Origin of the sequence: Streptococcus oralis subsp. oralis, from assembly GCF_002096445.1 — a bacterium.
GTDB classification, from domain to species: Bacteria; Bacillota; Bacilli; order Lactobacillales; family Streptococcaceae; genus Streptococcus; species Streptococcus oralis_N.
This window is the reverse complement of the sequence record NZ_NCUK01000013.1, coordinates 675,369-702,129: the sequence shown is the minus strand read 5'-3', so window position 1 is coordinate 702,129 and position 26,761 is coordinate 675,369. Positions and strand designations below refer to the sequence as shown.

Below are 26,761 nucleotides of genomic sequence, written 5' to 3'. Positions count from 1 at the left end.
TAGTAAATAGTTTATCTTTATTTACACTATATGTCAAGATATTTTGCACATTTTCATGAAAAAAATGAGAACTAGAACTCACATTCTGCTCTCATTTTCGATTTTAACTTTTCTAGTTCTCCTATCCTGTTTTTAGGAGTTAGAAAATTGGGGTAGGTTTAGTTACTCTCCTTTAGCAATGCCAACAGCTTTTGAACTTCTGCCATAATAGTATTGTTGTCTTGGGCGCCAAATAGCAAGTTATTTTTTAAGCCAGTGAGAGTTTCTTTGGCATTGGACTTGATAATGGGGTCTTGGATCTTTGCAAGTAGCTCTTCAGCCTCTCTCAACTTCGCTTCAACCTTTTCAGTCTCGACCTGAGGTTCTTCTGGTTCCTCTGGTGATTCTTCTTCCGGCTCCTCAGTTGGTTTTGGAGATTCTGGTTTCTCACTTTGAGGCTTCTCTTCGCGTGGCTTTTCTTCCTCAGGTTTGTCTGTCCGAGGTTTCTCCTCTGATGGTTTTTCCGTTTGATTGGTATCAGCTTGACCATTTTGGTTTCTTTGAACATGGTCACTTGCATTTCCCCAACCACTATCTGAATGCGGACGTTCGTTTGGATGTTCGACATAGTACTTGACAGTCGCAAAGAGATCTTCTAGACTATACCCCTTAGGTGCCTCATAAAGTCCTTCGTCAAACCACTCAAATTTGATGTTATGGTAATGATCATAATGAGGAATGATTAAACTACCATTTTTAACTTCCACGGTATGTTGGAGATTGTAAGGCATACGATCAAGCGGCACGTTCTTAGCTGCTTTCACGCGGTTGTAGATAGCTTCTGCTCCTTTAGCCTGCGTATTTCCTGGATTCTGATGGTCTGTTGAAGGAGGAGTCAAACCTTTCTCTTTAGCATAAGCCTGGGCTGCCGCTCTTTCGACTTCAGACAAACTATCTTTTTTAATCCAATGGCTATGGGTCATATGTGGAGTTACATAGGCATCCCCCTCATCACTGGTGATATCACGAGGATCAAAGATATAGCCATCTTCTGTTGTATACTTGCCTGCCAACTTGGCTACCTGAATCTCACCATCAGTGTAGGCAATTTGCGCATTTGGTTTTCCTAGACGTTCTGGATGACGAATCGGTGCTAGAAATGCAAGTATATCTTCGACCAACTTAACTTTATCACTGCTTTCATCATTTAAACGTTCCAACAGTTTATCCAAAGCGTCAAAATCAACTTTACGACCTTTATTATCAAGTAAGTCTTGATGAACTCTTGCTAGTAAATCATAAGCCTTATTGTAAAATCCTCGATCACCAGATGGGAGATTGGTTTTCTTAGCTCCGAGCTTATGAGCTAAACTTTCTTGCTTGGCTAGTTTACTATCAATGGCTGCTGTTGTTTCTGCTGAAAGTTCCTTGGCAGGAATATAACGTGAGATTCCATTCTCCTCAAATACATAACCATCAGCTACTTTTCGAATCGCCTGTTTAACCAATTTTTCGTCAATTGGATTGCTTGGAGATGGTTGAGGAGTTGGTGCAGGTTGCGGGCTTGGACTAGGTTCCGGAGTCGGTTGTGGACTTGGTTGTTCTGGTCTTGAATCCGGCACCCAATGGTTCGAACGATAGCGAAGTGGGATGATGCGAGCGATTCGTTCTTCCAATTCAGACATTTGTGAATAAGGGATGAAATGGTAATGGTTCCCATGAGGCACAGCAACTCCTCTAGCTGTTCGACTTGTAATCTGTGCTGGGTCTAAGACAAGGCCATCAGGTTCTACGTGTCGTTGGCTGAGCGGCAAGGCGTAAAGTTGTTTCAGAAGGCTATCAATATCCTCATCACTCTGACTTGCTTGGTTATCGTCGCTACTGTTGTTAGCTGTGTTCGTATAGCTGTTGCCTTGATTATTATAGGATGGAGTCCATCTATCTACATCGCTGCTAGCACTGTTGTTATTGGTACGGCGATAAGTAGGCGTATTTGATTGGCCACTTCTACCAGATAGAAAGGCTTCTGCAGCAGCCAATTCGCTGGCTGATAACTCACTCTTAGGAATGTAATGGTAATGATTGCCATGAGGAACGATATAGGCATCACCTGTATCTTCAATGATATCGGATGCATTAAAGATATATCCATCATCCGTGGTGTAGCGTCCCTGTGAACGTGCCAAGGCTACCGCGCCATCATTTGCTGAAGTCCCTCCTTCACGATGCTGACTATGTTCTTGTTTTTGTCGATTGATTTCTTCTTTTGTACGGACATTATCCGCATGGGATGCGTCCTTAAGGTAAACATAGTATTTTCCATCTACCTTGATCACATAACCGCCCTTGATTTCACTGACAATATCCTCATCCTTGAGCTGGTAGTTTGGATCCTTCATCAGCAACTCTTCACTGATGATAGCATCATAAGGGACCTTCCCATTGTAATAATGATAGTGGTCGCCATGCGAAGTGACATAGCCCTGGTCTGTTATCTTGATGACGATTTGCTCCGCATTGATGCCTTCTTTTTTGCTGACCTCATCAGGAGTCAGATTCTCTGTTTTTTGCGCAGCCTGTTTTCCATCTATATAGGAAACACGGTTATTTTCCTTGACCGTTCTAGCTTGATACAGTCCCAATTCATAAGAACAGACACTTAAAATCAAGGCTGCCGCAGAACCAGCAAGGTATTTTTTATTAATTTTCATTGAAACTCACTTTCTTTTTTGATATTTCTATTTGCAATTCATTTCTAAATTGCAGAAACTCCTCTCTATTACTTAACTGGTTAATAGTTTACTCCTAAATTTTCAACTTGTCAAGAATTTTATGAACCAGTTAAGTATTTTTTTATTCTTCACCGCTACTTTCTCTAGAATGTACTTTATATAAAAAAGATTTTCTTGAAAATTCTTTAAAAAAGTCCCTGCAACCGAGTTGCAAGGACTTTTCGATTAATCAAAATTAACGTATTCTTTTTGAAGTTCAAGAACTTCTTCCATTGTTGAGCATTCTGTAAGGGCACGGTTTGCGTACTCTTCCATCTTAGCTGTATCGAGTTTCTTCATCAAGCTACGTGTACGAAGTACTGATGTTGCTGACATAGAGAACTCATCCAAGCCCATTCCTACAAGAAGTGGAACAGCTTGTTGGTCACCAGCCATCTCACCACACATACCTGCCCATTTACCTTCAGCGTGAGCTGCTTTGATAACGTTGTTGATCAAACGAAGGATTGATGGGTTGTATGGTTGATAAAGGTATGAAACTTGTTCGTTCATACGGTCTGCTGCCATTGTGTATTGGATCAAGTCGTTTGTACCAATTGAGAAGAAGTCAACTTCTTTAGCAAATTGGTCTGCAAGCATTGCTGCTGCTGGGATTTCGATCATGATACCAACTTGAATATTATCCGCAACTGCAACACCTTCAGCAAGAAGGTTTGCTTTTTCTTCGTCAAAGACTGCTTTCGCTGCACGGAATTCTTTCAAGAGCGCAACCATTGGGAACATGATACGCAATTGACCGTGAACAGACGCACGAAGAAGGGCACGGATTTGTGTGCGGAACATAGCATCTCCAGTCTCAGAAATAGAGATACGAAGGGCACGGAATCCAAGGAATGGGTTCATTTCGTGAGGCATATCGAAGTAAGGAAGCTCCTTATCTCCACCGATATCCATTGTACGAACGACAACAGGTTTACCGTTCATTCCTTCAAGTACAGCCTTGTAAGCTTCGTACTGCTCGTCTTCTGTTGGGAAGTCTTGAGAATCCATGTACAAGAACTCTGTACGGTAAAGACCAACAGCTTCAGCACCGTTGTCATTGACACCTTCAACGTCTTTTGGAGTACCGATGTTGGCAGCCAATTCAAAGTGTTTGCCATCAGCAGTTACTGTTTTAGCATCTTTCAAGAGAGCCCATTCAGCTTTTTGCTTCGCATAAGCTTCACCAGCAGCCTTGAATTCAGCCGCTTGCTCATCAGTTGGGTTGATAATAACCTCACCAGTGATACCGTTAACGGCAAGAATGTCACCGTCTTTAACGATTTCAGTGATGTTGTTTGTACCCAATACTGCTGCAATTTCAAGCGTACGCGCCATGATAGCTGAGTGGCTTGTACGTCCACCAATGTTGGTTACAAAAGCTTTTACAAAGTTTTTGTCCAACTGAGCTGTATCTGAAGGAGTCAAGTCATGCGCAATCACGATTACTTCTTCATTGATAGAAGCTGGGTTTGGCAATTTTTTACCAAGGAGGTTTGCCAATACACGTTTTGTCACGTCGCGGATATCCGCTGCGCGTTCTTGCATGTATGGGTTGTCTTCCATTCCTTCAAAGATAGTGATAAACATGTCTGTTACTTCTTTCAGACCTGCTTCTGCATTCACTTTCTTCGCACGGATAGTTTCTTTAATTTGGCTGATCATTTCAGGATCAGCAAGCACCATTAAGTGAGCGTCAAAAACTTGAGCTGCTTCTTCACCGAGCGTACCTACTGCTTTCTCGCGAATAACAGAAAGCTCGTCTTGTGATGCTTGTAGAGCGGCATCAAGGCGAGCTTCTTCTGCGTTTGTATCTTCGACTGTAATAGTCTCAAATGACAAATCCGGTTGAACGAGTAGATATGCTTTTGCAACTGCAACACCATCAGATGCTGCGATTCCTTTAAGCATTTCTGTCATTTTCCTTATGCCAATCCTTCTTTTTCCATAGTTTCAGTGATAGCAGCGATTGCGTCGTCAGCATCTGCACCTTCAGCTGAAATTGTAACGTCAGCACCTTGGCCAACACCAAGACTCATAACACCCATGATAGATTTAAGATTTACTGATTTACCTTTGTATTCAAGAGTGATATCTGAAGCAAATTTGCTAGCTGTTTGAACCAACAATGTTGCTGGACGCGCGTGAATACCTGTTTCTGCCACTACGTGGAAATCTTTAGAAGCCATAGTTTGACTCTCCTTTAGTTATTTCTTTTTTGAGTTATATGTGATAACCCTTACAAGACTGTATTATATCACCTTCTAGATAATTTTTCAAGTATTTTATGGACTTTTACTGAAAATGAAATTACTTCTTTTTCTATTAAATGAGCACTCTAGTAACTAAATAGCATATCTAAACACTAATTGTTCAAAGAATGTCATCATCAAAATTCAATTTTCAAAGCTATTTTCCCTTAATACCAATCAGAGGACAATCCTAGTAAATAATGAAATAATACTATTTAACTATAATTAATATAACTCAGTAAATCCATTATTTGAAAAGACTTCATCAAATCCTGAAATTCTAAAACCTACTCTTACCATCAACAGTAGAGAATTTATCCAATTTGCTACTTAAAGTAAAATAAGTTTGTAGCCCCTAACAGTAAAAAGGTTGATATATCTAAGTGGTATAAGTAGAACTAAAACTTTGATTGATTCCATTCAAATAAAGTATCCAACCAATCAAAAACGACATTATGGGCGAGTCTTAGATTATTGACTTGGCAATGAGCGTCCGCACCACTTTCCGCCTCAAATACTTGAAGTTTAGTTTGTTGATTTTTAGATTTAAGTTCTTCATAAATCACCTTAGTTTGATGCTGCAGTTCAGCACCCTCACCCTTTCCCATGATAAAAAGGCATGGGCATTGAATTTTTTGGTAATCCACAATCTTTGCATGGTTAAATACATCATCAATAGCACTCTTAAAATCAGAAGTACCAAACTGCCATGCATACTTTTTAAGATTTAAATTTGCTGATTCATTCCAATTTCCAGCTAATTTTAAAATGGCATTTATTAACCAACTAGGTGCTTTCAAACTTGATCCAAATTCTTTTCTGAAAAGTTCTGCAACGTCGTAAATAGGGGTACTAGCAATCCAAGCATGAATTCTTGGATCCTTTTCGACAGCTTGTGCAGTAAAATATCCCCCTCCGCTGACACCATAAATAGCTAAATAATTTAGTTTAGGATTTCTATTTTCCAACCAGTCTATGCATAATGAAATTGGAATAGAAGCATCCACATCAAAGACCAGCCCTCTACTAGGATTGCTCCCTTGACCAGGAAGATCAACCATTAAAACATTATAATTTCGTATCCATCCAGGATATCCTGCAAAGTAAAATAAATCTTCGCGATAAGTATCACCTCCACCAATCATGATTATCGTTGGGCAATTATCGTCGCTATGAAGATAATAACCAGGCAAGTAAGAACCCTGATAGGGAATAGTTAATTTTTCAATCGGTGCACCTAGTGAATGAATTGCACTAGAAAACACCTTCTCCATTTGACGAACGGTCGGTAAATACTCTTCAGAAAATGGATCGGTAAATTGGATTGCCGAGCGAAGTGAGTAGGTCTGTGCAAGATAATACTGCGCCTTTGTTTGTTCACTCAATCCTGAATTACTTGCTTCTTGTTCAAGGTAGTTTACATGCGATAAAAATACATTTTTCCAGTCATCAGGCTTTGGTGAGTTCCCCAATCTTTGAGCAAGATAATAAAGCTCTCCATGAGAGAAACCAAAAATTTCACCGATTCCTAACAACCAATTAAAGAAAAAATCCGTATCACCATTCTTAAAAAATATTTGAGTTGATTGCCGTTTTAAAATAACATCATTTTCTTTCACCACGCGCCTCCTAATTCTGTGTTCTTTCATTCATTTAATCTAATTATAATCTGATAACATTCTCTATCAAGCAAAAGCATCCAGATATCCATTTTTTAATCTTATAATCACATGTAGTATATCACATAAAATGAACTTTCTCAACCATTGTATTTATATACTCCTTATAAAAGGATACGAAACTCATAAGTATCCTATATAAAATTAACCAATGATCCATTTTTATGAATACAGCATAATCTGTCATTTCCACTTTTGTTATATTTTAGATATTCTAATACAAAATATTGGGACATCTTGTGTGGAAAATTTCTTTTTTTCGTAAATATCACAGTTTCTGTTTTATTAAAGCATTGTCTCAGCTAGACTTATTCCTGTTCTTACGATTTTTGCTATTTTCTTCGTTTTCCTTTCAGATAACTTGCTGAAAATCTTCTATTTATCTTACCAATATACAGTATATAGTTTTTTTGTTTTGATAAACTTTGATAGTTCAATGAAAACCCAATTTTACACTCTGACAAAACACTATATCTTGTGCTTTGTTTTTAAAACTGTAACTTTTTAGCACAAGATTTAGTTTAAAAAGTTTGACAAAAAATTTTTTTCTGATATACTAAGAAAGTAATCAAATTTTATGAGGAGTTACGAAAATGGTAACCGTTTATTCTAAAAACAACTGTGTCCAATGTAAGATGACCAAGCGTTTCTTGGACAGCAACAATGTCGTTTATCGTGAGATCAATCTCGACGAGCAACCAGAGTACATCGATCAAGTTAAAGAGCTCGGTTTCAGCGCTGCTCCTGTTATCCAAACACCAACTGAAGTCTTTTCAGGCTTCCAACCAGGAAAACTGAAACAATTAGCATAATCTTAGTACATCATCCAGAAGAGATTGCTTCTAGGGCTAACTTAGAGGCCTTTCTTTTGTAATTAGATAAAGGAAATTTTATGGGATTAAAACATCTTGAGGACGTGACCTACTTCCGTCTCAATAACGAAATCAACCGTCCTGTCAATGGACAAATCATGCTTCATAAAGATAAGGAAGCCTTGGATGCCTTCTTTAAAGAAAATGTAGTTCCAAATACCATGGTTTTTGATTCAATCACTGATAAAATCAACTATCTCATTGAACACAACTACATTGAAACTGCATTTCTTAAGAAATACCGTCCAGAGTTTTTGGAAGAATTGCATCAATTTATCAAAGACCAAAACTTCCAATTCAAGTCATTCATGGCTGCCTACAAGTTTTACAATCAATATGCCTTGAAGACTAATGACGGTGAATATTATCTTGAAAGTATGGAAGACCGTGTCTTCTTTAACGCACTTTATTTTGCTGACGGGGATGAAGCGATTGCGACTGATATTGCCAATGAAATCATCCACCAACGTTACCAACCAGCTACTCCTTCCTTTTTGAATGCAGGTCGTGCTCGTCGTGGGGAGTTGGTATCTTGCTTCTTGATTCAAGTAACTGATGACATGAACTCTATCGGACGTTCCATCAACTCTGCCCTTCAACTTTCTCGTATCGGTGGTGGTGTAGGTATTACTCTAAGCAACCTTCGTGAAGCCGGAGCTCCTATCAAAGGTTATGAAGGTGCTGCTTCTGGTGTCGTACCAGTTATGAAACTCTTCGAAGACAGTTTCTCTTACTCTAACCAATTGGGTCAGCGTCAAGGTGCTGGGGTTGTCTACCTCAATGTCTTTCACCCAGATATCATCGCTTTCCTTTCAACTAAGAAAGAAAATGCCGATGAAAAGGTTCGTGTTAAGACCCTCTCACTTGGTGTTGTAGTACCCGATAAGTTCTACGAATTGGCTCGTAAAAATGAAGAAATGTACCTCTTCAGCCCATACTCTGTAGAGCTTGAGTATGGTGTACCGTTCAACTACATCGACATCACTGAAAAATACGATGAATTGGTCGCAAATCCAAATATCCGCAAGACAAAAATCAAGGCGCGTGATTTGGAAACTGAAATCTCTAAATTGCAACAAGAATCTGGTTACCCTTATGTCGTCAACATTGATACGGCTAACCGTGCAAATCCTGTTGATGGAAAGATTATCATGAGTAACTTGTGTTCTGAGATTCTTCAAGTTCAAGAACCAAGCTTAATCAACGATGCTCAAGAATTCCTTCAAATGGGAACGGACGTTTCATGTAACCTTGGATCAACCAACGTGGTCAACATGATGACGTCACCTGACTTTGGTCGTTCTATCCGCGCTATGGTTCGTGCCCTTACTTTCGTTACAGATAGTTCACACATCGTAGCTGTCCCTACTATCGACCACGGAAACAGTTTGGCTCACACCTTTGGTCTTGGTGCTATGGGGCTTCATAGCTACCTTGCTCAACAACTCATCGAATATGGATCACCTGAGTCAATTGAATTTACAAGCATCTACTTTATGCTTATGAACTACTGGACCTTGGTTGAGTCAAACAATATCGCTCGCGAACGTGGTATCACCTTCCACAACTTTGAAAAATCAGACTATGCTAACGGAAGCTACTTTGACAAGTATGTGACTGGCGAATTTGTTCCAAAATCAGACCGTGTTAAAGAACTTTTTAAAGATGTCTTTATTCCAAGCGCTGCTGATTGGGCTGAACTTCGCGAAAAGGTTCAAGAAGATGGTCTTTATCACCAAAACCGTCTAGCTGTTGCTCCAAATGGTTCTATCAGCTACATCAACGACGTTTCTGCATCTATCCACCCGATTACGCAACGTATCGAAGAACGTCAAGAGAAGAAAATCGGTAAAATCTACTATCCTGCTGCAGGTTTGTCAACAGATACTATTCCTTACTACACTTCTGCTTATGACATGGATATGCGTAAGGTGATTGATGTTTATGCTGCTGCGACTGAGCACGTGGATCAAGGACTTTCACTCACTCTCTTCATGCGTAGCGACATTCCAAAAGGTCTTTACGAATGGAAGAACGAAAACAAACAAACGACACGTGACTTGTCTATTCTTCGTAACTATGCCTTTAACAAGGGTATCAAGTCTATCTACTACGTCCGTACCTTTACAGACGACGGTGGAGAAGTTGGTGCTAACCAATGTGAAAGTTGTGTGATTTAATTTTTATCTGAGGCAATCACATTTTCTCAGACTACTGATTCAATCACCATGTTAGACTGGAATAAGCATCTATATTATGAAATAACAAAAAGTCGGGCTTCCGACTTTTTGTGCGATACTCCTCTAGAATTATGATAAAATAGAAATAATTGTGAGCTCGCAATATTAAACACAGAAAGAGATTTCAAATGCAAACTTACTACAAAGCCATTAACTGGAATGCCATCGAAGATGTCATCGACAAATCCACTTGGGAAAAGCTAACGGAGCAATTCTGGCTCGATACGCGTATCCCCTTGTCAAATGACCTAGACGACTGGAGAAAACTATCAAACAAAGAAAAAGACTTGGTTGGAAAAGTCTTTGGTGGTTTGACCCTTTTGGATACCATGCAATCTGAAACAGGGGTTCAAGCACTTCGCTCGGACATCCGTACACCGCATGAGGAAGCTGTTTTCAACAACATCCAGTTTATGGAATCTGTCCACGCAAAATCTTACTCTTCTATCTTTTCTACCTTGAACACCAAGGCTGAAATCGAAGAAATCTTTGAATGGACCAACACTAACCCTTACCTACAAAGGAAAGCGGAAATTATCAATGAAATCTACCTCAATGGTAGCCCGCTAGAAAAGAAAGTTGCCAGTGTCTTCCTTGAAACCTTCCTCTTCTACTCTGGTTTCTTTACACCGCTTTACTATCTCGGTAACAACAAACTGGCTAACGTTGCAGAAATCATCAAACTGATCATTCGTGATGAATCTGTTCACGGAACCTACATTGGTTACAAATTCCAACTTGGTTTCAATGAATTGCCTGAAGAAGAGCAAGAAAAACTCAAAGAATGGATGTACGACCTGCTCTACACTCTCTACGAGAACGAAGAGGGCTATACAGAAAGCCTCTATGACGGTGTTGGCTGGACTGAGGAAGTAAAAACCTTCCTTCGCTACAATGCCAATAAGGCCCTTATGAACCTAGGACAAGATCCACTCTTCCCAGATTCAGCTGATGATGTCAATCCAATCGTTATGAACGGAATCTCAACAGGAACTTCTAACCACGACTTCTTCTCTCAAGTCGGAAATGGTTACCTCCTTGGTGAAGTTGAAGCCATGCAAGACGAGGATTACAACTACGGTTTAGACTAATTTGACCAATCATTCAAAATATCATGGTTTGTTTAAAACAACCATGATATTTTTGTTTTTGTTTTATTTTGTTTTTTTCTATTTGATTGATTGAGTGTTTTATGGTAAGATAATAATAGTAGAAATCGAGGTGATAAGGATGCTAAAGCAAGAAAAACTAGATAGTATTCTAGAAGCAGTAAATACAAAAGGCACTATTACTGTAAAAGAGATTATGGAGAGTCTTGATGTGTCAGATATGACAGCTCGTCGCTATTTACAAGAACTAGCAGACAAGGATTTGCTGGTTCGTGTGCACGGTGGCGCTGAAAAACTTCGTACAGGTTCTCTCTTAAACAACGAACGCTCAAACGTCGAAAAACAAGGCTTGCAGATTGCTGAAAAACAAGAAATTAGCCGTTTTGCAGGGCATTTGATTGACGAAGGTGAAACTATTTTTATCGGGCCAGGAACAACCTTAGAATGTTTTGCTCGTGAGCTCCCAATTGATAATATTCGTGTTGTAACAAACAGTCTTCCAGTTTTTCTAATCCTAAACGAACGAAAACTAACAGATTTGATCTTGATTGGTGGAAATTATCGCTCTATCACTGGTGCTTTTGTAGGGACACTTACTTTACAGGATTTGACCAATCTTCAGTTTTCTAAAGCTTTTGTAAGCTGTAATGGTATTAAAGATAAGGCAATTGCTACTTTCAGTGAAGAAGAGGGCGAGGTACAACGAATCGCCTTGAACAATGCCAATAAAAAATACTTACTGGCAGACCACAGCAAGTTTAATAAGTTTGATTTTTACACTTTCTACAATATCTCAGAGATTGATACCATCGTTTCAGATTCCAAACTGAGTCAGGAGACATTTGAAGAGCTGTCGGAACAAACAACCATTCTTTTATCAAAACCATAAAAATTCCCCTGCCTTTTGGCGGGGAATTTTTGTTGAATTTTATTCAATAAGTTGGGTCTCAGCTAGTTTCTTGTACCAGTGAGCTGATTTCTTAGGATAACGCTCCTGGGTTTCAAAATCAACATAGAAGAGGCCGTAACGCTTTTCGTAGCCGTTTGACCAAGAGAAGACATCCATCAATGACCAGATGAAGTATCCTTTGACGTTTGCACCATCAGCAATAGCATCAGATAATACTTCCAAGTGTTGTTTCACATAATCAATACGACCATCATCGTAAACAGTGTTATCGACGAACTCATCTTTATAACCAAGTCCATTTTCAGTGATGTAAATCTTCTTGTAGTTAGGATAATCTTTCTTCACGCGCATAATTTGGTCATACAAACCTTGAGGGTAGATAATCCAATCCCAATCTGTACGTGGGACATAGTCAGGCGCCACTCGACGTCCAACTCCCTTAATCTGATATTTAGAACTTCCTTTTTCACCTTTTCCATTGTGGATGATCTCAGTTTCTCCATCAAAGGCTTCCATCCAGTCACTCATGTAGTAGTTAATTCCAAGGAAGTCATTCAGGTCTTTTGCAGCTTCTAGCACAGCGAAATCTTCTTCACGCAGATCTAAGCTTCCACCATTGACGGATAGAATATGGTTGACGCCTTCCATGGTTTCTTCGGAATATCGTCCAAGATAAGTTGCATCCAAGATAAATTTATTGTGGATGATATCTTCCAGCTCAGCAGCACGAACATCTGCTTGATTTTCAGGATCTAGAGGATATTTAGTAGGCAGGGCGTGAACCACACCAATTTCACCTTTATAGCCTTTATCCTTATATAGCTTGACTGCACGCGCATGCGACACCATCATATTGTGGTGAGATTGGAAGACTTTGGCAAGGTCGTACTGAATACCTGGAGGGAATTTCCCAACCAAGTATTGACCATCACCAATTGGCCCAATTTCATTAAAGGTTGTCCAATAGTTGACTTCTGGGAATTCTTCAAAACAGAAAGCCGCGTAGTCTACAAAGTGTTCAATGTTTTCACGGTTTAAGAAGTCTCCATTTGAATGTAGAGCTTCTGGCGTATCAAAGTGATGAAGAGTTACAAAGGGCTCAACATGCCGTTTGTGGCACTCTGCAAATAGATTATGATAGAACTCAACCCCCTTGGCATTGACTTTCCCGTAACCAGTTGGAAAGATACGTGACCAAGCGATTGAAATACGGATACCATTGACACCATACTCTTCTGCAAGTTTGAGGTCAACTGGGTATTTGTGATAGAAATCACTGGCTGGTTCAGCAGTGTACCAGTAGTTATCTTCAAGATATTTATCCCACGCTACTGGTCCTTTACCATCAGTATGTGTAGCACCTTCTGCTTGATAGGCAGCTGTTGCGCCACCGAAAATAAAGTCTTTTGGTAATGTTTTTGACATGTATTTCACCTTTCAATTAAAAAGAAATAAGATGGAGAGGAGGCTAGTGAGGCTTTATTCTCCATCTCACTTCTAAAATTTTATTGTTCAAATTGAGCTTGTACGAATGCAAGAGCACCTTTTCCATCGCGAGTCAATTTAATGTATTGGCCACCTTCTGTCTTGGCAAGTTTGATACCAAGTTTGTCGGTTTCGGCCTTCATGTCTTCAAAGTTTGAAGCAACTTGAGGAGCAAGGATAACTAGATCAAACTCAGGCAACATTTCACGGTGAGCTCCATAGCCACCAGCTGCTGCCTTGACAGGAACTTTATATTCTGCTGCCGCTTTGTTTAGAGCATTTGCAAGGAGACCACTTGTTCCTCCACCTGCACAGAGAACGAGAACATTAGTTTCTTCTGTGATTGTGTTTTGCGCTGCTTCTACACCAGCTTTTTCAAGAATCGCATCTGCTTTGGCAGTATTGAAGTTTGCAGCTACTTTTTCTTTCAATTCATCATTAGCTTTACCAGAACGTTCTTCTTCAAGGATTTGTTCATCATAAACCTTGAGGAATGGATAGTAAATGGCTACGTCAACAAGGATTAACAAAGCAGCAAGTACAAATGACAAGAATTGGAAGTTTGTACCGAGAACAATACCGAGCGGACCTGGTGTTGTCCAAGGAAGGTTGGCAGTAAATGAGTTCATGCCAAGCGTCTCAATGAAGAATTTAAAGATCCATACGTTGGCAATTGGCGCAAAGATAAATGGAATAAAGAAAATTGGGTTCAAGACAAGTGGTGCACCAAACAGGATTGGTTCGTTTACTCCAAAGAATGTTGGGACAACAGATGCACGTCCGATTGCACGGTTACGTTTTGATTTGGTCAACCACATGAACATGAATGGAACAACCAGTGTCGCACCAGTACCACCCATGGTAACGATAAACATTTGTGTACCAGAAGTAAGAATCTTGTCAGCGTGCATACCTTGTTGGAGAAGGTTCAAGTTGACTTCGGCATTTGCATAGGTAATCGCTGCGATTGCTGGTTCAACGATAGATGGACCATGGATACCAACAAACCAGAAGAAGGCAAAGGCACCAAAGATAATCGTAATACCTAGATAACCATCAGCAGCAGAGAATAATGGTGCAAAGAATTTACCGATTGATTCAGCTACGCTTGCACCAACAAAATGACGAGCTAGTAAATCAAGAGCATAAAGAGAAACCACTGATAGAGTGAATGGAATCACATCTTTAAAGACTTGTGAGATATTTGGTGGAACTTCGTCAGGCATACGAATAGTGACGTTGTTCTTAACACAAACCTTATAGATGGCTACAGTAACAAAGGCAGCAAGGAAGGCTGAGAGCAAACCTTTTGTCCCAAGGAAACCTGTCGCAAAGCCACCTTCCATAGGATCAGCTGCTAACATCAACAAACCAACAATTGCTGCCAACAATGTTGACATATAGTTGATTTGATTGGTTTTCTCCATGCTACGGTTTACTGAGTCGGTTAATGACTTAGCTGTTGTACCAGCTACCAAGAGAGCCAAAATTCCCATTGAATAGCTATAAGGTTTCATGAGGAGATTAACAACATCATCAGACCATTTAAAGCCCCATGAGTTCGGAACAAAGGCAATCAAGATAAAGATACTTGAGAAGAGAATAACGGGCATACCAGCGATGAAACCATCACGAATAGCACGAAGATAGATATTACGAGATAGTTTCTCAAAGAAAGGTTTCCCTTTCTCGATAAAAGCAATTAGTTTGTTCATTACTTAACTCCTCTCTTGTAGAGTTCGATTAAATGGTGCATCAAATCTTTTAACAAAATGGTAGTCATCAAGTGGTCTTGACCGTGCATCATGGTTACACTATAGGCCAAATCTTCACCAGCTGCTTCCTTAGTCAATAGACTTGTTTGCGCGTGATGAGCCTCGGCGATACAGCCACCAGCTTCCTCGACTAAGCTATCTGCTTTCGCAAAATCGCCAGCTTCAGCAGCCTTCAAGGCTTCCAATAGTTTTGAACGAGCATCGCCAGCATAGGCTACGATTTCAAAACCTAACAATGTTACTTCTTCTCTATTCATGATAGAATTCTCCTTATATATTTTTAATTAAATTTTTATGACAATAAACGTTGGATATGTAGAACTAGATAAACTCGTTCACTTTTATACAAATCAAGACCCGTATGTTGCGTAATCACATCATAGATCTTGGAACCAATCTCGAACGCTTTTGGATAGGATTGTTTAATATGATCTTCCATATCCAGAAGTGATTGGTTATCATCTCTAGATCTGTCTAAATAATCCAAGAAATAATTCAAATGAATCATAAAACGATCATAGAAATGATTATTCTCTTTAGTTCGTTGAATTGCATAACCCTTTAGCACTTCTTCAACATTCCTGAGAATTTCTTTCCTCTTATCAATCGACTCCACAAGTTCCACTTCATTTTCACCTTCGGCATTAATGAAATGATAAGCAATCCGAATAATTTCGTCCTCAGGAAAATGATCCGCTAGCTTCTGACGGTAAATTTCAAATGCTTCATTTGCGATTTGAAAAGCGACAGGATACTTAGTGGAAATATCTGGCAGATTACTATCCTTGTACCTTCCTTGTGTTAGAGCTTGATAAGAACAGTAAATATGATCTGTCAAGGTCACATAGAGATACTCTTGAATCGGATAGTGATATTTCTTAGAAAGCTTATCAATAATCTCATAGGTCACTGTGATAAAATCAAGCGGGACATCTTTGAGCAGAGCCATAAAGTTTTCCCTAGACTCTTCTGTCTTCATCCGAAAGATTTTCTCAACCTGATTTTCAGCAATCAAATCCCCCTTCTTCTTTCCGAATGCAATCCCCTTACCAATTACAATCACCTCTTCTCCTTTGTCATTTCTGACAAGTGAAACATTGTGATTCATTGGGTTTAGAATTCGATACATGGCAACCTCCTTTTATCTCTTAAAGGTATATGAGTACAAAAAATGACCACAAATGAACTAGAAAATCCTTTGATTTCTAATTCACCTGTGATCATGCCTAATATTACTTAGTAACACTCACCTTGTATTAACTTGTGATTTAAGTATAGCACAAGTAAGTTTTTTTGTAAACCTTTACATTCAACTTTTTTTAAAATTTTTATTTAGATCAATGTTCCTAAGATTAGGGGGGAAAACTTATACACGTTCAGTCCATGAAGTCGCTGTGGTTTGGAGAACTTTGTTGAGTTCATCAATGTTCTCAAATCCAGTTGTGCGTAGCCATTCACGAGCTGCTGCTTCACCGTCTTTGATGTAGGCTTCAACTGATCCAGCCCAAGTTGCACGGCCACAAAGAACACCGTTGAAGTTTGCGCCTGATTCGTGGGCAAAGACAAGTGTTTCTTGGAAGAGTTTAGCTGATACGCCCGCACTCAAGTAGATGTATGGCAAGTTAGTTGCCTCATCTTGTGCTTTGAAGAAGGCTGCCGCTTCTTCGCGTGTATGAACGATTTCGCCATCGCCAAAGCCTTCAACATATTTGACGTTAACTGGAACTTCTACTTTCAAGACATCGATGTTAAAGCGTGGGTCTGAGAAGACCTTCATAGCACCAATAACCTTGTGTGGTTTTACTTTGGCGTATTCTGCAGAGCCAGCATCAGCGATTTTTTCATCGTAAGCGAGGATTTCAAGGAAGAATGGAATGTCTTCCGCCACACACTCTGAGCCAATGCGTTCGATGTAAGCTTGTTTTTCTTGGTTGAGTTCGTCAGAGCTGTCTACATCGTAATAAAGCAAGAATTTGACAGCATCTGCACCTTGTTCCTTGATGCGTTTGGCAGACCAAACATCCAAGCAGTCAGGCAAGCGTTTGGTGCTTGTTGTGTCATAACCTGTTTTCTCATAAGCAAGGAGAAGGCCGGCGTTGGCATCAAGCGCTTTTGTAGCTGGAAGACCATACTCAGGGTCAAGAAGCATAGAGGATGCGTATTTTGTCAATTCATCTGCTACCAAGACTTTAAGTTCTTCCATTTGAGCGACTGTTGGCTCTTCTGTTTGGTATTGAGCCATGAGACGTTTCAAAGCGCCACGTTGGTCAAAGGCGAGAGCTGAGATAATGCCATTTTCATCTGAGAGTTTTTTCAAGCAAGCGCGTTTATTTTCTGTTAAAACCATTTTATACCTCTTTTACGATTAGTTGGTCGTATAGACCTTGATAGTTAGCCATATTGACATGACCTGTCATTTTTTCTTGAGCATTGAGCATACCAAGGACATTGGCCTTGATGAGGAGTTCTACATCCGATTCCTTATGAAGAAGTCCTGATGAAATCCCTGCCACAGTAGAATCACCAGATCCAACAGGGTTCACTACCTGAATTCTTGGAATATCTACTTTATAGAAAGTGTCACCATGTTTTGCAAAAGCACCATTTGCTCCAAGTGAAACGATAATCCACTCAATCCCTGCAAATAGAGGCTCTTGAAGAACTTCTTTTAATTCATCCAAATCCTCAGAAACTTCTTTCCCAAGAAGCTGAGACAATTCTTCGTTATTTGGTTTGATTACTGTTGGTTTATGTGGTGATTCAAGAACCGCCTGAAGGGCAGCACCTGAGCAATCCAAAACAACTGGTTTTCCTGTACGATTAGCAAGTTCTACTAAGCTTGCATAGTAATCAACTGGAAGCCCTGCTGGCAGACTACCAGAGATGGCTACTACTTCCACAGTGTCAAGAAGATTTTCGAAATGAGCCAAGAAATCTTGCCCTTCTTGTTCTAGAACTTCAGGCCCTTTCTCAAGAATTTCTGTTTGGTTTTCACCGTGTAGAATAGCGATACAGTTACGAGTCTCTCCTTGAATGGAGAAGAAACGTTTCGTTACTTTATCATCGATATGCTCTACTAAAAACTCACCAAGTTTACCACCGACCAAACCAGTAGCAGCAACAGAATCACCAAATTCTGAAAGAACTCGTGTAACATTGAGCCCTTTACCACCAGCTGTCTTGGTCACGTCCACCACGCGGTTGACAGTGTCAATTTTTAATTCATCCAAAGGATAGGAAATATCGATGGATGGATTCATCGTGACTGTTAAAATCATGCGTCACCTCTTAGTCGTGGTATTCACCGCGATCCCATTTTTCAAGGAATTCTGTAAAGAAGTTTGCATCTGCTTGATGAGCATTGTGAGTTTCAACGTGCTCAATTTTCGCAATCAATTTTTTGTTTTCTTCTGATGGTTTGTATTCAGCATTGATGAAAGCTTCAATGATGTCGCACATGAGCAATTCACCAGTGATTTTACCACCAAAACCGATAACGTTAGCATTCAATTGTTCTTTTGCATAAAGAGCTGTTGTCATATCACGAACCAAGGCAGAACGAACACCAGGAACTTTATTGACAGCGTTGTTGATTCCAACACCAGTACCACAGATACATACCCCAAGATCAGCTTGACCGCTTGTAACGGCTTCACCAACTTTTTTACCAAAGATTGGGTAGTGAGTACGTGTGTGGTCATAGGTACCAAAGTCGATGACTTCATATCCTTTTGATTTCAAAAATTCTGAAACCGCCATTTTTTCATCTGTTACGATGTGGTCACATCCAATTGCAATTCTCATTAGTTATTCCCTCCGATTAATTATATAAATCTAATATCATTTATCCTTACTCAATAAAAATCAAGATTAGCTTAGGAAGCGAGCTGCAAGCATAACTGAGGTTAGCTAAAGTGAGCTGACAACAGATTATCTTGATTTTTGAAGAGTATTAGCACATTTTGTTCAACATATCGACCCTAATTTGGTGACGACCACCATCGTATTTACCGTTAACAAATCCTTTAGCAATGTTTTTAGCCAATTCATCACCAACAAGTTGTGCACCCATAGTGATCATACGTGAGTTGTTGTGACCACGAGTCATATAAGCTGAACGTTCGTCAGATACTTCTGCAGCAACCATTCCTTTGATTTTTGTTGCAACCATGAAAGGACCAGCACCATAAGCATCAATCACGATACCAAGGTTTTGTTCTTCTTTGTTTACTTCTGCAGCAACAGCAAGAGTCACATCAACAAAGTCTTGACCTTCAGCTGTAACATCCACAACGTGGAAGTTTTCTTTTTCCAAGAAGTCTTTCACAACTTCTTTCAATCTCAAACCTGCAGCATCTGCACCGATAACAATAGACATATTGTTTACTCCTTTTTATTTTTCTAGGCTAGTAAAGACTTTTATAGTTAGCAGTTTACCTACAAAAGACTTTCTAGCAGTTTATTGACAAATTTGATTGAATGAGATGAGTATCACCTTATCCAAGTCAAGGAAATCAAGTTCCTGAAAACAAACTTTCTCCTCGAAAGAGAATATAACAAGTGATTATTTGTTTGTTACAAACATCATTTGTTGTTTACAAACATAATATACTCCTATTTATAGAAAAAGTCAACAGTAAATGTTTGTTTTTGTGGTTTTTTTATCTAAAATATTTCAATATCAAAGCCAATCTGTTCTACTTGACCGGGTTCCAAGATACGAACGTTTTTCTTATCTTCTAAATGATCTCCTTCTTCAAGTGAAGTTGATAAGCCTGACCAGGGTTCAAAAGCGATGAAAGGTCCCTTATTCAAAGTTGACCAAATGATGAGATTTGAGAACTCCTGGAAGTGTACTTTTAATCCCTTCTCATGCTTACGAGAACGAAGGGCAATTGTTCTGGATTGCAACTCATCCAAAGTCACTGCATCTGCGCTAAACAAATCATAGCTAAGATCTAATTCTTTTTGCCCATCCAACCATGGACTTCTATCTTGGAAGTCTAACATTCCTGTTTCTGGGAAAGGACGTGGAACAGAGCAAGTCTCTTCTTTCTCAAACTCTAAATAGTAATCTTCATAAGTTTCGCCTTCTAGCAGAGGACAGTTAAATCCTGGATGACCACCAATAAAGAATGGCATGACCTTGCTGGTTTCTTTATTGAAAATCTTGTATTGAGTACGAACTGTCTTGCCAGTAACCTTATAAGTGATTTCAAGGCGGAAATGATAAGGATAGTTTTGATAAGTATTCTCATCATCTTCGATAGCAAAGGTTACGCTGTTTTCTGTTTGATCAACTAAGTCAAATTCTTTTTTACGGACCAAACCGTGACGAGGAATGTTTCCTTTCGTCTCCGTTCCATCTTCGTGACTGTAGAAGGCTGTATCTTCTCTTAAAGAGCCGCAGATTGGAAAAAGTACTGGCGCTTGTCCACTCCAGTAAGTGGCATCTCCTTGCCACAGATACTCAATGCCTTCTCGATCCTTGATCGACGACAAGGCGCCACCTAAGGTTTTAAACTGGACCGTTAACTGATCTGATTTGATTTCAATTACCATAATATTCTCCAACTATTTTTAGATTTTTATATAAAAAACTAGGTTGCCACTCCCAATGTAGGAAATTAACAACCTAGTTTTCACAATTTACATTTTATAGGAGCGAATTATTTAGCATTTGCTGCGTATTCTTCGTTACGTTTGATCATTTGTTTTCTATACCAAGCAAAGATACCTACATAGAATACAAGGAAGACTGCTGCACCAAGGATTGCTTTGATATCACCTGTTGTAGCATTACCGATTGCCCAACCAAATAGTTTTTCAATTGGTCCTTCAAGAGTTGAGTGAGTAATCAATTGAGATTGGTTCACACCTTCTGGGAAGGCACCTACACCTTTAGCAAGTTCTGTTGCGAATGGTGCGATAAGAGTACCAGAAAGAAGGAAGAGAGGCAACAAGAGTGTTCCGAAGATAATCATACGGAGCAATTTACCACGTGTAACAACCAAGAGAGCTGGAGTCACACCCATAGCGATGATACCTGCAAGTGGCAAGATACCATTACCGACATTTGAAAGAAGCACAGCTTCTACTAGCATGATTGGAGCAAGTACGTTTGCACAAGCCCAGATTTCAGCACGACCAGCGATGAAAGGCCAGTCAAGACCGATGTTGAATTTACGTCCTTGAAGACGTTTAGTAGCAACGTTTGTAATACCTTGTGAAAGTGGTTCTACGGCTGCGATGAACCAAGATCCGATAAGTGAGAAGAGCTCCAAGCAGACACCGGCAGTCAAACCAAGGCTCAACCAACCTTTAATAACAAGTTCCCATTTATCAGCTCCTTCTACACCTGCAACTGGGTGTGGAGTACCCATCAAACCAATAACGATACCAAGAATGAAACCGATGAAGAATTTAGATCCCCAGAAACCGATTTTCTTGTTCAATTTTGCAGCGTCAAAGTCGTATTTATCAAGACCTGGCAATACTTTATCAAAGATCTTATCCAAAACCATGATAACTGGGTTCATCATGTAGTTCATGTGAGTTGAAGTCATTGGTGATGAACTTGGTGCATTAAGAAGGTCGTCGAATGTTGGTTTCATCAAGTCAGAGTTGATGATTTTCAAAACACCTACAAGGACAACTGCTGCAGTTGCGATGAAAAGTGAAACTCCTTGGCTAACACCATTGTTGTCTGCATACCATTTGATCAAAAGACCAGTGATTGACAAGTGCCAGATATCAAAGATATCAACGTCAAGTGTGTCCGTTTTCTTCATTGCAAGCATCACAACGTTGACAATCAGCATTACAAGCAAGAAGTAAAGTGTCCATGCAGAACCCCAAGTAATCGTAGCAAGTGGTGCCCAACCAACGTCAGTGATGTTCAATTGGATACCAGTATTTTCAACGAATTTGGCAAGTGATGCTGAGAAAGCTCCGTTGAGCATACCGATGATAGCACCGATACCAGTAAGGGCGATGGCAAGTTTGATACCACCTTCAAGCGCTTTGGAGAATTTCACTCCAAATAGTAAAGCCAATACTGTCAAGATGATCAGCATGATGATAGGACCACCCATTTCCAAGACTGGCTTGAAAATCTTATTGGCTAGTTCGATAATGACATCCATAATAGTTCCTCCCGTTTTTTTAGTTATATGAATGTTAACAAGATAAAGAATAAATTAGCTTAGTCCGTGTTCTTTGATAGCTGCTTCAATATTGTCAAATACTGGAGCGCTCATCGCTGGAATACGGAACAAGATTGGTCCAGCTTCAATTACTGGAATACCAGGTTCAAAACCAAGGTCAGTTGCAGCGATTGGTGTAAAGATATCGTAGCCCTTGATAAGGTCTTCGTTTACATCTTTCACCATGACTGCATCACAGTGAACATCATAACCACGGTTTGAAAGTTCTTCTTCTAGGGCACTTTTAATTTGGTGACTTGAGTTAACACCTGCACCGCAGGCAGCAAGAATTTTAATCATTTGGATTTCCTCCGATTTTATTTTTTAATAGACAAGATTAAGCGGTTGCTTCAGCAATGTAAGCATAAAGTTTTTCTGGTTCGGAAATTTTTGATAAATCTTCCAGATGTCCATTTCCTGTGAAAAAGTCCATCAACTGAGCCAGAATATTTGTTTGACTTGAACTTGAGTTGTTAATGATAAAGAAGAGTAGGGATACTTCTACTTCCTTATCAGGAGCTATCATATTGTGAAAAGTTACTGGTTTTTCTAATCGAACAACCACTACTTTCTCAGCTAGATTATGAACAATATCTGTATGAGGAATTGCTACATTTGGCAAGTCCTTTCCTAGAAATTCCATATCTAAACCAGTTGGAAATGACTTTTCACGCGTGATCAAGGCTTCACGATAAGTTGGAGTGACAATTCCTCGTTCTTCCAACAAGCTTGCTACCTGATCAAAGAGTTGTTCTTGATTATCCGCTTCTAAGCAAAACACCAGGTTTTTGTCAAAGAAATGATCTAATCCCATAACATTTTCCCTTCTTTCAATTATCTTTTATGCTATAAGTATAACACTATATGAAATCGTTGTCAATAATTTTTGTTTTATTTTGTTCATTTTTTTGTAATTTTTGTTTCATTTAAAGAATACAATCAATATCAAACACTCTTGTTATAAAATCCACAAAAAAAAGAAGGCTTAGGCCTTCTTCTCTTTCCTTACTTAATAGTAGATAAAATCTCTTCTAACTTATGGTAGTCCTTTACACTATCAATTTCATAGATGCTATTTCCTTCTAATTCTTCGACATAGACATCTAATTCTTTGATATTATCCTTAACCATGTTGTCCCAGTAGAGATCAACAAATTCACCACTTTCATAAGCTTTGTCAATAAAGCCAACAATCTTCTCAGCAGTTGGTGCATCCCAGAATGAAACTCCACTCAGAATGCGACCAGCTTTGCTGTCAACAATAATGTCTTGAACCTTATAGTCATCACTGTAAACCAAGAACCACTCGTTCGTACAGTCTTCGCGATAAACGCTAAAATAGGTAGAACGTTTAAGATCGTTTCGAAACATATTTTTGAAAAGATAGTTATCTGCATCGATGACGTAGCTGTTTGCCAAATCTTCTTTTACTAGATAAAGTGAGTAAAAGTTATTGTAATCAGCATACTTGTCGTTAAAGACTAAACGAACACCATATTTTTCTTTTAGGTAGTCAAATTGTTCTTTGAGGTAACCGACAACGATGATAATCTCATCAATTCCTCTCTCTTTCAAAAACTCGATTTGGTATTCTACCAAAGGTTTTTGATTAACCTTAACCAAAGCTTTTGGGGTATTTTCAGTCATAGGGCGCAGACGAGTTCCTAGGCCCGCTGCCAAAATAATCGCTTTCACACGGATCTCCTTTATTCTTTAATAATAATATAAACACCAGCCATAACAATAAGTGAAGTGATGATTGTCAGCATATCTAGCGGTGCACCCAAGAAAATAACTGCAAATAAGACAGTCCAGACTACATAGCTCACATTCAAACCTGTTGCTTTCGCAGGTTGCAAACGATTAATGGCGATATAATAAGCTAAGTAGGAAATCATATTAAAGGCCGCAAAGACAAGCAAGAGGCCTAGTAACTGCCCATCTGCCACTTCTGCAAACGAATGGTGAGAAAAGAGCACAATCACAAGATAGGACAAGAATGAGGTTACTTGTCGGATTAACAAGGCTTCAATTTCACTTAAATCACTTTCCATAGCATACGAGCTGAGAACACTTTCACTCCCCCAGGCAATGGCACAGATAAGGGCACAAAGAATCCCAATGTAAAACGAGTTAACTTGTTCAACCTTGTAGGTTTGAGCAATGATCGCTGCAATAATCAAGAAAACACCGAATACTGTATTCTTTGAAACCTTGTGTTTCAAAATGAAGAAGGCGAGCAAAACTGAAACTGCTGGGTAAATAGCTGATACAGATGAAGCTAGAGAACTACCAATATATTTAACCGCATAAAGATTAGCCTGCATACCTATTGGTCCTGCTAGTAAAGCACCGATAATTACACTCACATTTCGAATATTTAAGAAAATCGAGAGACGAACTTTTCTTTCTTTTACCAAAAGAAAAGCTAACAAGATAAAGATACTCAAGAAATCATGAGCAGCAGCCACCACAAAAGGTGAAAGATTGGTAAAAATTGAAAAGATATAAGCACTAATCGTTAGACCTAATCCCCAGAAGATACCAGAGAGCAGACCAAAGGAAACACCATTTTTATTCTTCATCCTAACCTCCATAATAAGTCAAACCTTCGACAGCTCTTTGGTAACGGTTGATACCGTAATCTCCAAAATCAGCCCCTTGAGCTTCTTTGTACACTGTCCACAAACTCCAGATAGTATCTTGCAAGATTTTATAGATACGAATCTTCTCACGTGATACAGGCGTTTTGTCACTTTCATAGTAGGAAAGGAAATCATCTTCCTCTTGCTTTGTAAATTCAGACTCTAAGAAAAGTGCTGCCAAATCCCACATCGGGTCATTCATAGAAGAGTATTCCCAGTCAATCAAATACAAACGACCTTGTGGTGACTCGATAAAGTTTTCTGGTACCAAATCGATGTGACAGGACTTTCTATCAATACCCAAATCAGCCAATCTCTTTTCTAGTGAAAATACATCTTTTCTTACAGCTTCATAGTTTTCATAAGGGATAGCTCCCTCAATCAAGGATTCATATTTGCTGATTTCCTCAAAGGGAGCAAATTCTCCTCTTAATTCTTTCCCTGAAGCGTGGATGGTTTGTAAAATTGGTGCAATCTTTTCAAACTTGGATTTGATAGATGTTGAATCAAGAGTTACTGCCGATTCGATGTATTCATTTACTTTGATCCCTGACTCAATATCAAAGAGATAATTTTTGACATCTAAATCTAAATCCTCTAAAAGTTCAAGATTGTACTTTTCATTTTGACGATTGATGAGTTTTTCAGTCCCTTTACCAAAAAATTTCACAATATATTGTTTATTGGTTGTTTTAACCAAATAGTTTTGGTTGGTCATGCCTCCCAACTGTTCAACACTGAGTACTTCCTCTTCATCAGATAGTAAGGAAGAAATTTTTTCTTTGATGAGTTTCTCCACAATTAACCTCCATCTTCTACACTTCCCACTTGAATACTGTTTTAAAAGCAGTATTCAGGTCTGTAGCAAAGACACGGTGAATGTCCTTGATTTCTCTCACAGGTTCTTCAACATAAAGGATATTCTTCAGACGATTCGCAAACTTTTTAACTTCCATCATTTGAATGGCCTTCTCAAAATCGACGCGTCCTGAACGAGATGATCCTACTAATAACAATCCTTTTTCCAAAGCATCCCGTGTATTGATATTAACCTTGTATTCACTCACTCCCATCATGAGAATCGTTCCCTGTGGACGAATATAGCGAATCAGGTCATTGATAGCTGGGCCTGTACCATCACCACCGCAACACTCAAACCCATGATCAAAGGTCAAATCTTCTGGAATATTATCAGTAATGTAGCACTCTTTTGCAAAAGAGAAGAGCTCCAGTTTTTCCCAATGGCGACCAATCACGATAATCTCTGCTTCTGGTAGTGTGTAATTGATAATATTGGCAACCACAAAGGCCAAACTACCATCTCCGATAACAGCGATGCGCTCTCGCTTGCTATGAGCAAGATGCAGGAATCGATCCATAGCATGCATGCCAACACTTACAAACTCAGTTATGGCTGCAACTGTGTCCTCAATGTCATTATAAGACACAACACGATCTTTGGGAAGAGAAACAAATTCTCGCATAAAGCCATCGTAACCACTAGATAGGAAGTAGGTCCCTGTCATGTAGTTCTCGTAGAATTCCTTGTCACTCTGCATAGGCGGTTGATTGGGAATCATAACTACCTTTTGACCGACTTCATAAGTACCAGTTGGATCGGAAATAACAGTTCCACAAGACTCGTGAATCATGGCCATCGGAAGTTTTTTAGCCAATATCTTTGGATCGCGTTTCCCTTGATAGTAACGTTGATCCGCATGACAAACCGCCATATAATTTGGACGAATAAGGATATGATTCTCCTGATCAATGTCCTCTTCTTGGTATTTTACATTGATAAACTTTGGTTTGGTCAGTTGATAAATTTGATTAATCATA

General features: G+C 39.3%; 24 protein-coding genes. 4 read left to right on the top strand and 20 right to left on the bottom strand.

All coding sequences use genetic code 11. The features are described 5' to 3' along the window. Positions 1-158: 158 nt before the first annotated feature. From B7721_RS06780 to B7721_RS06765, 4 genes are all read right to left on the bottom strand, one after another. Entirely contained in the window at positions 159-2,690 is a 2,532-nt protein-coding gene (locus B7721_RS06780; protein ID WP_084878192.1) for a pneumococcal-type histidine triad protein, read from the bottom strand. 246 nt (positions 2,691-2,936) lie between these two features. After that, positions 2,937-4,670: a phosphoenolpyruvate--protein phosphotransferase gene (gene ptsP / locus B7721_RS06775; RefSeq protein ID WP_000138129.1), complete on the bottom strand. Its 1,734-nt coding sequence runs from the start codon at positions 4,668-4,670 to the stop codon at positions 2,937-2,939. 5 nt (positions 4,671-4,675) lie between these two features. Then, complete coding sequence (locus B7721_RS06770) at positions 4,676-4,939, bottom strand: phosphocarrier protein HPr (protein WP_000146948.1); 264 nt, start codon at positions 4,937-4,939, stop codon at positions 4,676-4,678. A gap of 461 nt (positions 4,940-5,400) precedes the next feature. Then, the gene (locus B7721_RS06765) at positions 5,401-6,621 is read right to left on the bottom strand and encodes an alpha/beta hydrolase family protein (protein ID WP_000661899.1); all 1,221 of its coding nucleotides are present in this window, start codon (positions 6,619-6,621) and stop codon (positions 5,401-5,403) included. Positions 6,622-7,274: 653 nt separating this feature from the next. Here B7721_RS06765 and nrdH point away from each other — a divergent pair. From nrdH to B7721_RS06745, 4 genes are all read left to right on the top strand, one after another. Next, positions 7,275-7,493: a glutaredoxin-like protein NrdH gene (gene nrdH, locus B7721_RS06760; RefSeq protein WP_084878190.1), complete on the top strand. Its 219-nt coding sequence runs from the start codon at positions 7,275-7,277 to the stop codon at positions 7,491-7,493. Positions 7,494-7,573: 80 nt separating this feature from the next. Continuing rightward, positions 7,574-9,733, top strand: a complete 2,160-nt coding sequence (gene nrdE, locus B7721_RS06755; RefSeq protein WP_084878189.1) for a class 1b ribonucleoside-diphosphate reductase subunit alpha — start codon at positions 7,574-7,576, stop codon at positions 9,731-9,733. 188 nt (positions 9,734-9,921) lie between these two features. Beyond that, positions 9,922-10,884 (top strand): class 1b ribonucleoside-diphosphate reductase subunit beta, encoded by a 963-nt coding sequence (nrdF, locus tag B7721_RS06750; RefSeq protein WP_084878187.1) that lies wholly within the window; start codon positions 9,922-9,924, stop codon positions 10,882-10,884. Positions 10,885-11,023: 139 nt separating this feature from the next. Continuing rightward, complete coding sequence (locus B7721_RS06745) at positions 11,024-11,791, top strand: DeoR/GlpR family DNA-binding transcription regulator (RefSeq protein ID WP_084878185.1); 768 nt, start codon at positions 11,024-11,026, stop codon at positions 11,789-11,791. A 39-nt stretch (positions 11,792-11,830) separates the two neighbouring features. Here the strand turns inward: B7721_RS06745 and lacG are convergent, their stop codons facing one another. The 16 genes from lacG to B7721_RS06665 all read right to left on the bottom strand — a co-directional run bounded on the left by lacG (position 11,831) and on the right by B7721_RS06665 (position 26,760). After that, positions 11,831-13,237, bottom strand: a complete 1,407-nt coding sequence (lacG, locus tag B7721_RS06740) for a 6-phospho-beta-galactosidase (protein WP_084878184.1) — start codon at positions 13,235-13,237, stop codon at positions 11,831-11,833. A gap of 80 nt (positions 13,238-13,317) precedes the next feature. Continuing rightward, entirely contained in the window at positions 13,318-15,012 is a 1,695-nt protein-coding gene (locus tag B7721_RS06735) for a lactose-specific PTS transporter subunit EIIC (RefSeq protein WP_084878182.1), read from the bottom strand. Beyond that, the gene (locus B7721_RS06730) at positions 15,012-15,329 is read right to left on the bottom strand and encodes a PTS lactose/cellobiose transporter subunit IIA (RefSeq protein WP_001078319.1); all 318 of its coding nucleotides are present in this window, start codon (positions 15,327-15,329) and stop codon (positions 15,012-15,014) included. The genes B7721_RS06735 and B7721_RS06730 overlap by 1 nt, the downstream gene beginning before the upstream one ends. Positions 15,330-15,364: 35 nt before the next feature. Continuing rightward, positions 15,365-16,201, bottom strand: a complete 837-nt coding sequence (locus B7721_RS06725; RefSeq protein ID WP_084878180.1) for a PRD domain-containing protein — start codon at positions 16,199-16,201, stop codon at positions 15,365-15,367. 237 nt (positions 16,202-16,438) lie between these two features. After that, a complete protein-coding gene (gene lacD / locus B7721_RS06720) occupies positions 16,439-17,419 on the bottom strand; it encodes a tagatose-bisphosphate aldolase (RefSeq protein ID WP_084878178.1) in 981 nt (326 codons plus the stop codon). A gap of 1 nt (position 17,420) precedes the next feature. Continuing rightward, on the bottom strand, positions 17,421-18,350 hold the full coding sequence (locus B7721_RS06715; protein ID WP_084878177.1) for a tagatose-6-phosphate kinase: 930 nt from the start codon (positions 18,348-18,350) through the stop codon (positions 17,421-17,423). Positions 18,351-18,360: 10 nt separating this feature from the next. Beyond that, on the bottom strand, positions 18,361-18,876 hold the full coding sequence (gene lacB, locus B7721_RS06710; protein ID WP_001216921.1) for a galactose-6-phosphate isomerase subunit LacB: 516 nt from the start codon (positions 18,874-18,876) through the stop codon (positions 18,361-18,363). 148 nt (positions 18,877-19,024) lie between these two features. Then, positions 19,025-19,450: a galactose-6-phosphate isomerase subunit LacA gene (gene lacA, locus B7721_RS06705; protein WP_000029277.1), complete on the bottom strand. Its 426-nt coding sequence runs from the start codon at positions 19,448-19,450 to the stop codon at positions 19,025-19,027. A 287-nt stretch (positions 19,451-19,737) separates the two neighbouring features. Then, positions 19,738-20,634 carry an aldose 1-epimerase family protein gene (locus B7721_RS06700; protein WP_084878175.1) on the bottom strand — a complete coding sequence of 299 codons (897 nt, stop codon included), beginning with the start codon at positions 20,632-20,634 and terminating at the stop codon, positions 19,738-19,740. 107 nt (positions 20,635-20,741) lie between these two features. Further along, positions 20,742-22,217, bottom strand: a complete 1,476-nt coding sequence (locus tag B7721_RS06695; protein WP_049518609.1) for a PTS galactitol transporter subunit IIC — start codon at positions 22,215-22,217, stop codon at positions 20,742-20,744. A gap of 54 nt (positions 22,218-22,271) precedes the next feature. After that, a complete protein-coding gene (locus B7721_RS06690) occupies positions 22,272-22,577 on the bottom strand; it encodes a PTS sugar transporter subunit IIB (protein WP_000590551.1) in 306 nt (101 codons plus the stop codon). A gap of 37 nt (positions 22,578-22,614) precedes the next feature. Continuing rightward, the gene (locus tag B7721_RS06685) at positions 22,615-23,091 is read right to left on the bottom strand and encodes a PTS sugar transporter subunit IIA (RefSeq protein ID WP_044020843.1); all 477 of its coding nucleotides are present in this window, start codon (positions 23,089-23,091) and stop codon (positions 22,615-22,617) included. 191 nt (positions 23,092-23,282) lie between these two features. Then, complete coding sequence (locus tag B7721_RS06680) at positions 23,283-23,972, bottom strand: sugar phosphate nucleotidyltransferase (protein ID WP_084878173.1); 690 nt, start codon at positions 23,970-23,972, stop codon at positions 23,283-23,285. Between the two features lie 11 nt (positions 23,973-23,983). Further along, positions 23,984-24,862 carry a DMT family transporter gene (locus B7721_RS06675; protein ID WP_000791843.1) on the bottom strand — a complete coding sequence of 293 codons (879 nt, stop codon included), beginning with the start codon at positions 24,860-24,862 and terminating at the stop codon, positions 23,984-23,986. Position 24,863: 1 nt separating this feature from the next. Then, a complete protein-coding gene (locus tag B7721_RS06670) occupies positions 24,864-25,721 on the bottom strand; it encodes a phosphotransferase family protein (protein ID WP_084878171.1) in 858 nt (285 codons plus the stop codon). Between the two features lie 16 nt (positions 25,722-25,737). After that, positions 25,738-26,760 carry a ribitol-5-phosphate dehydrogenase gene (locus B7721_RS06665; RefSeq protein WP_000609901.1) on the bottom strand — a complete coding sequence of 341 codons (1,023 nt, stop codon included), beginning with the start codon at positions 26,758-26,760 and terminating at the stop codon, positions 25,738-25,740. Position 26,761 lies beyond the last annotated feature (1 nt).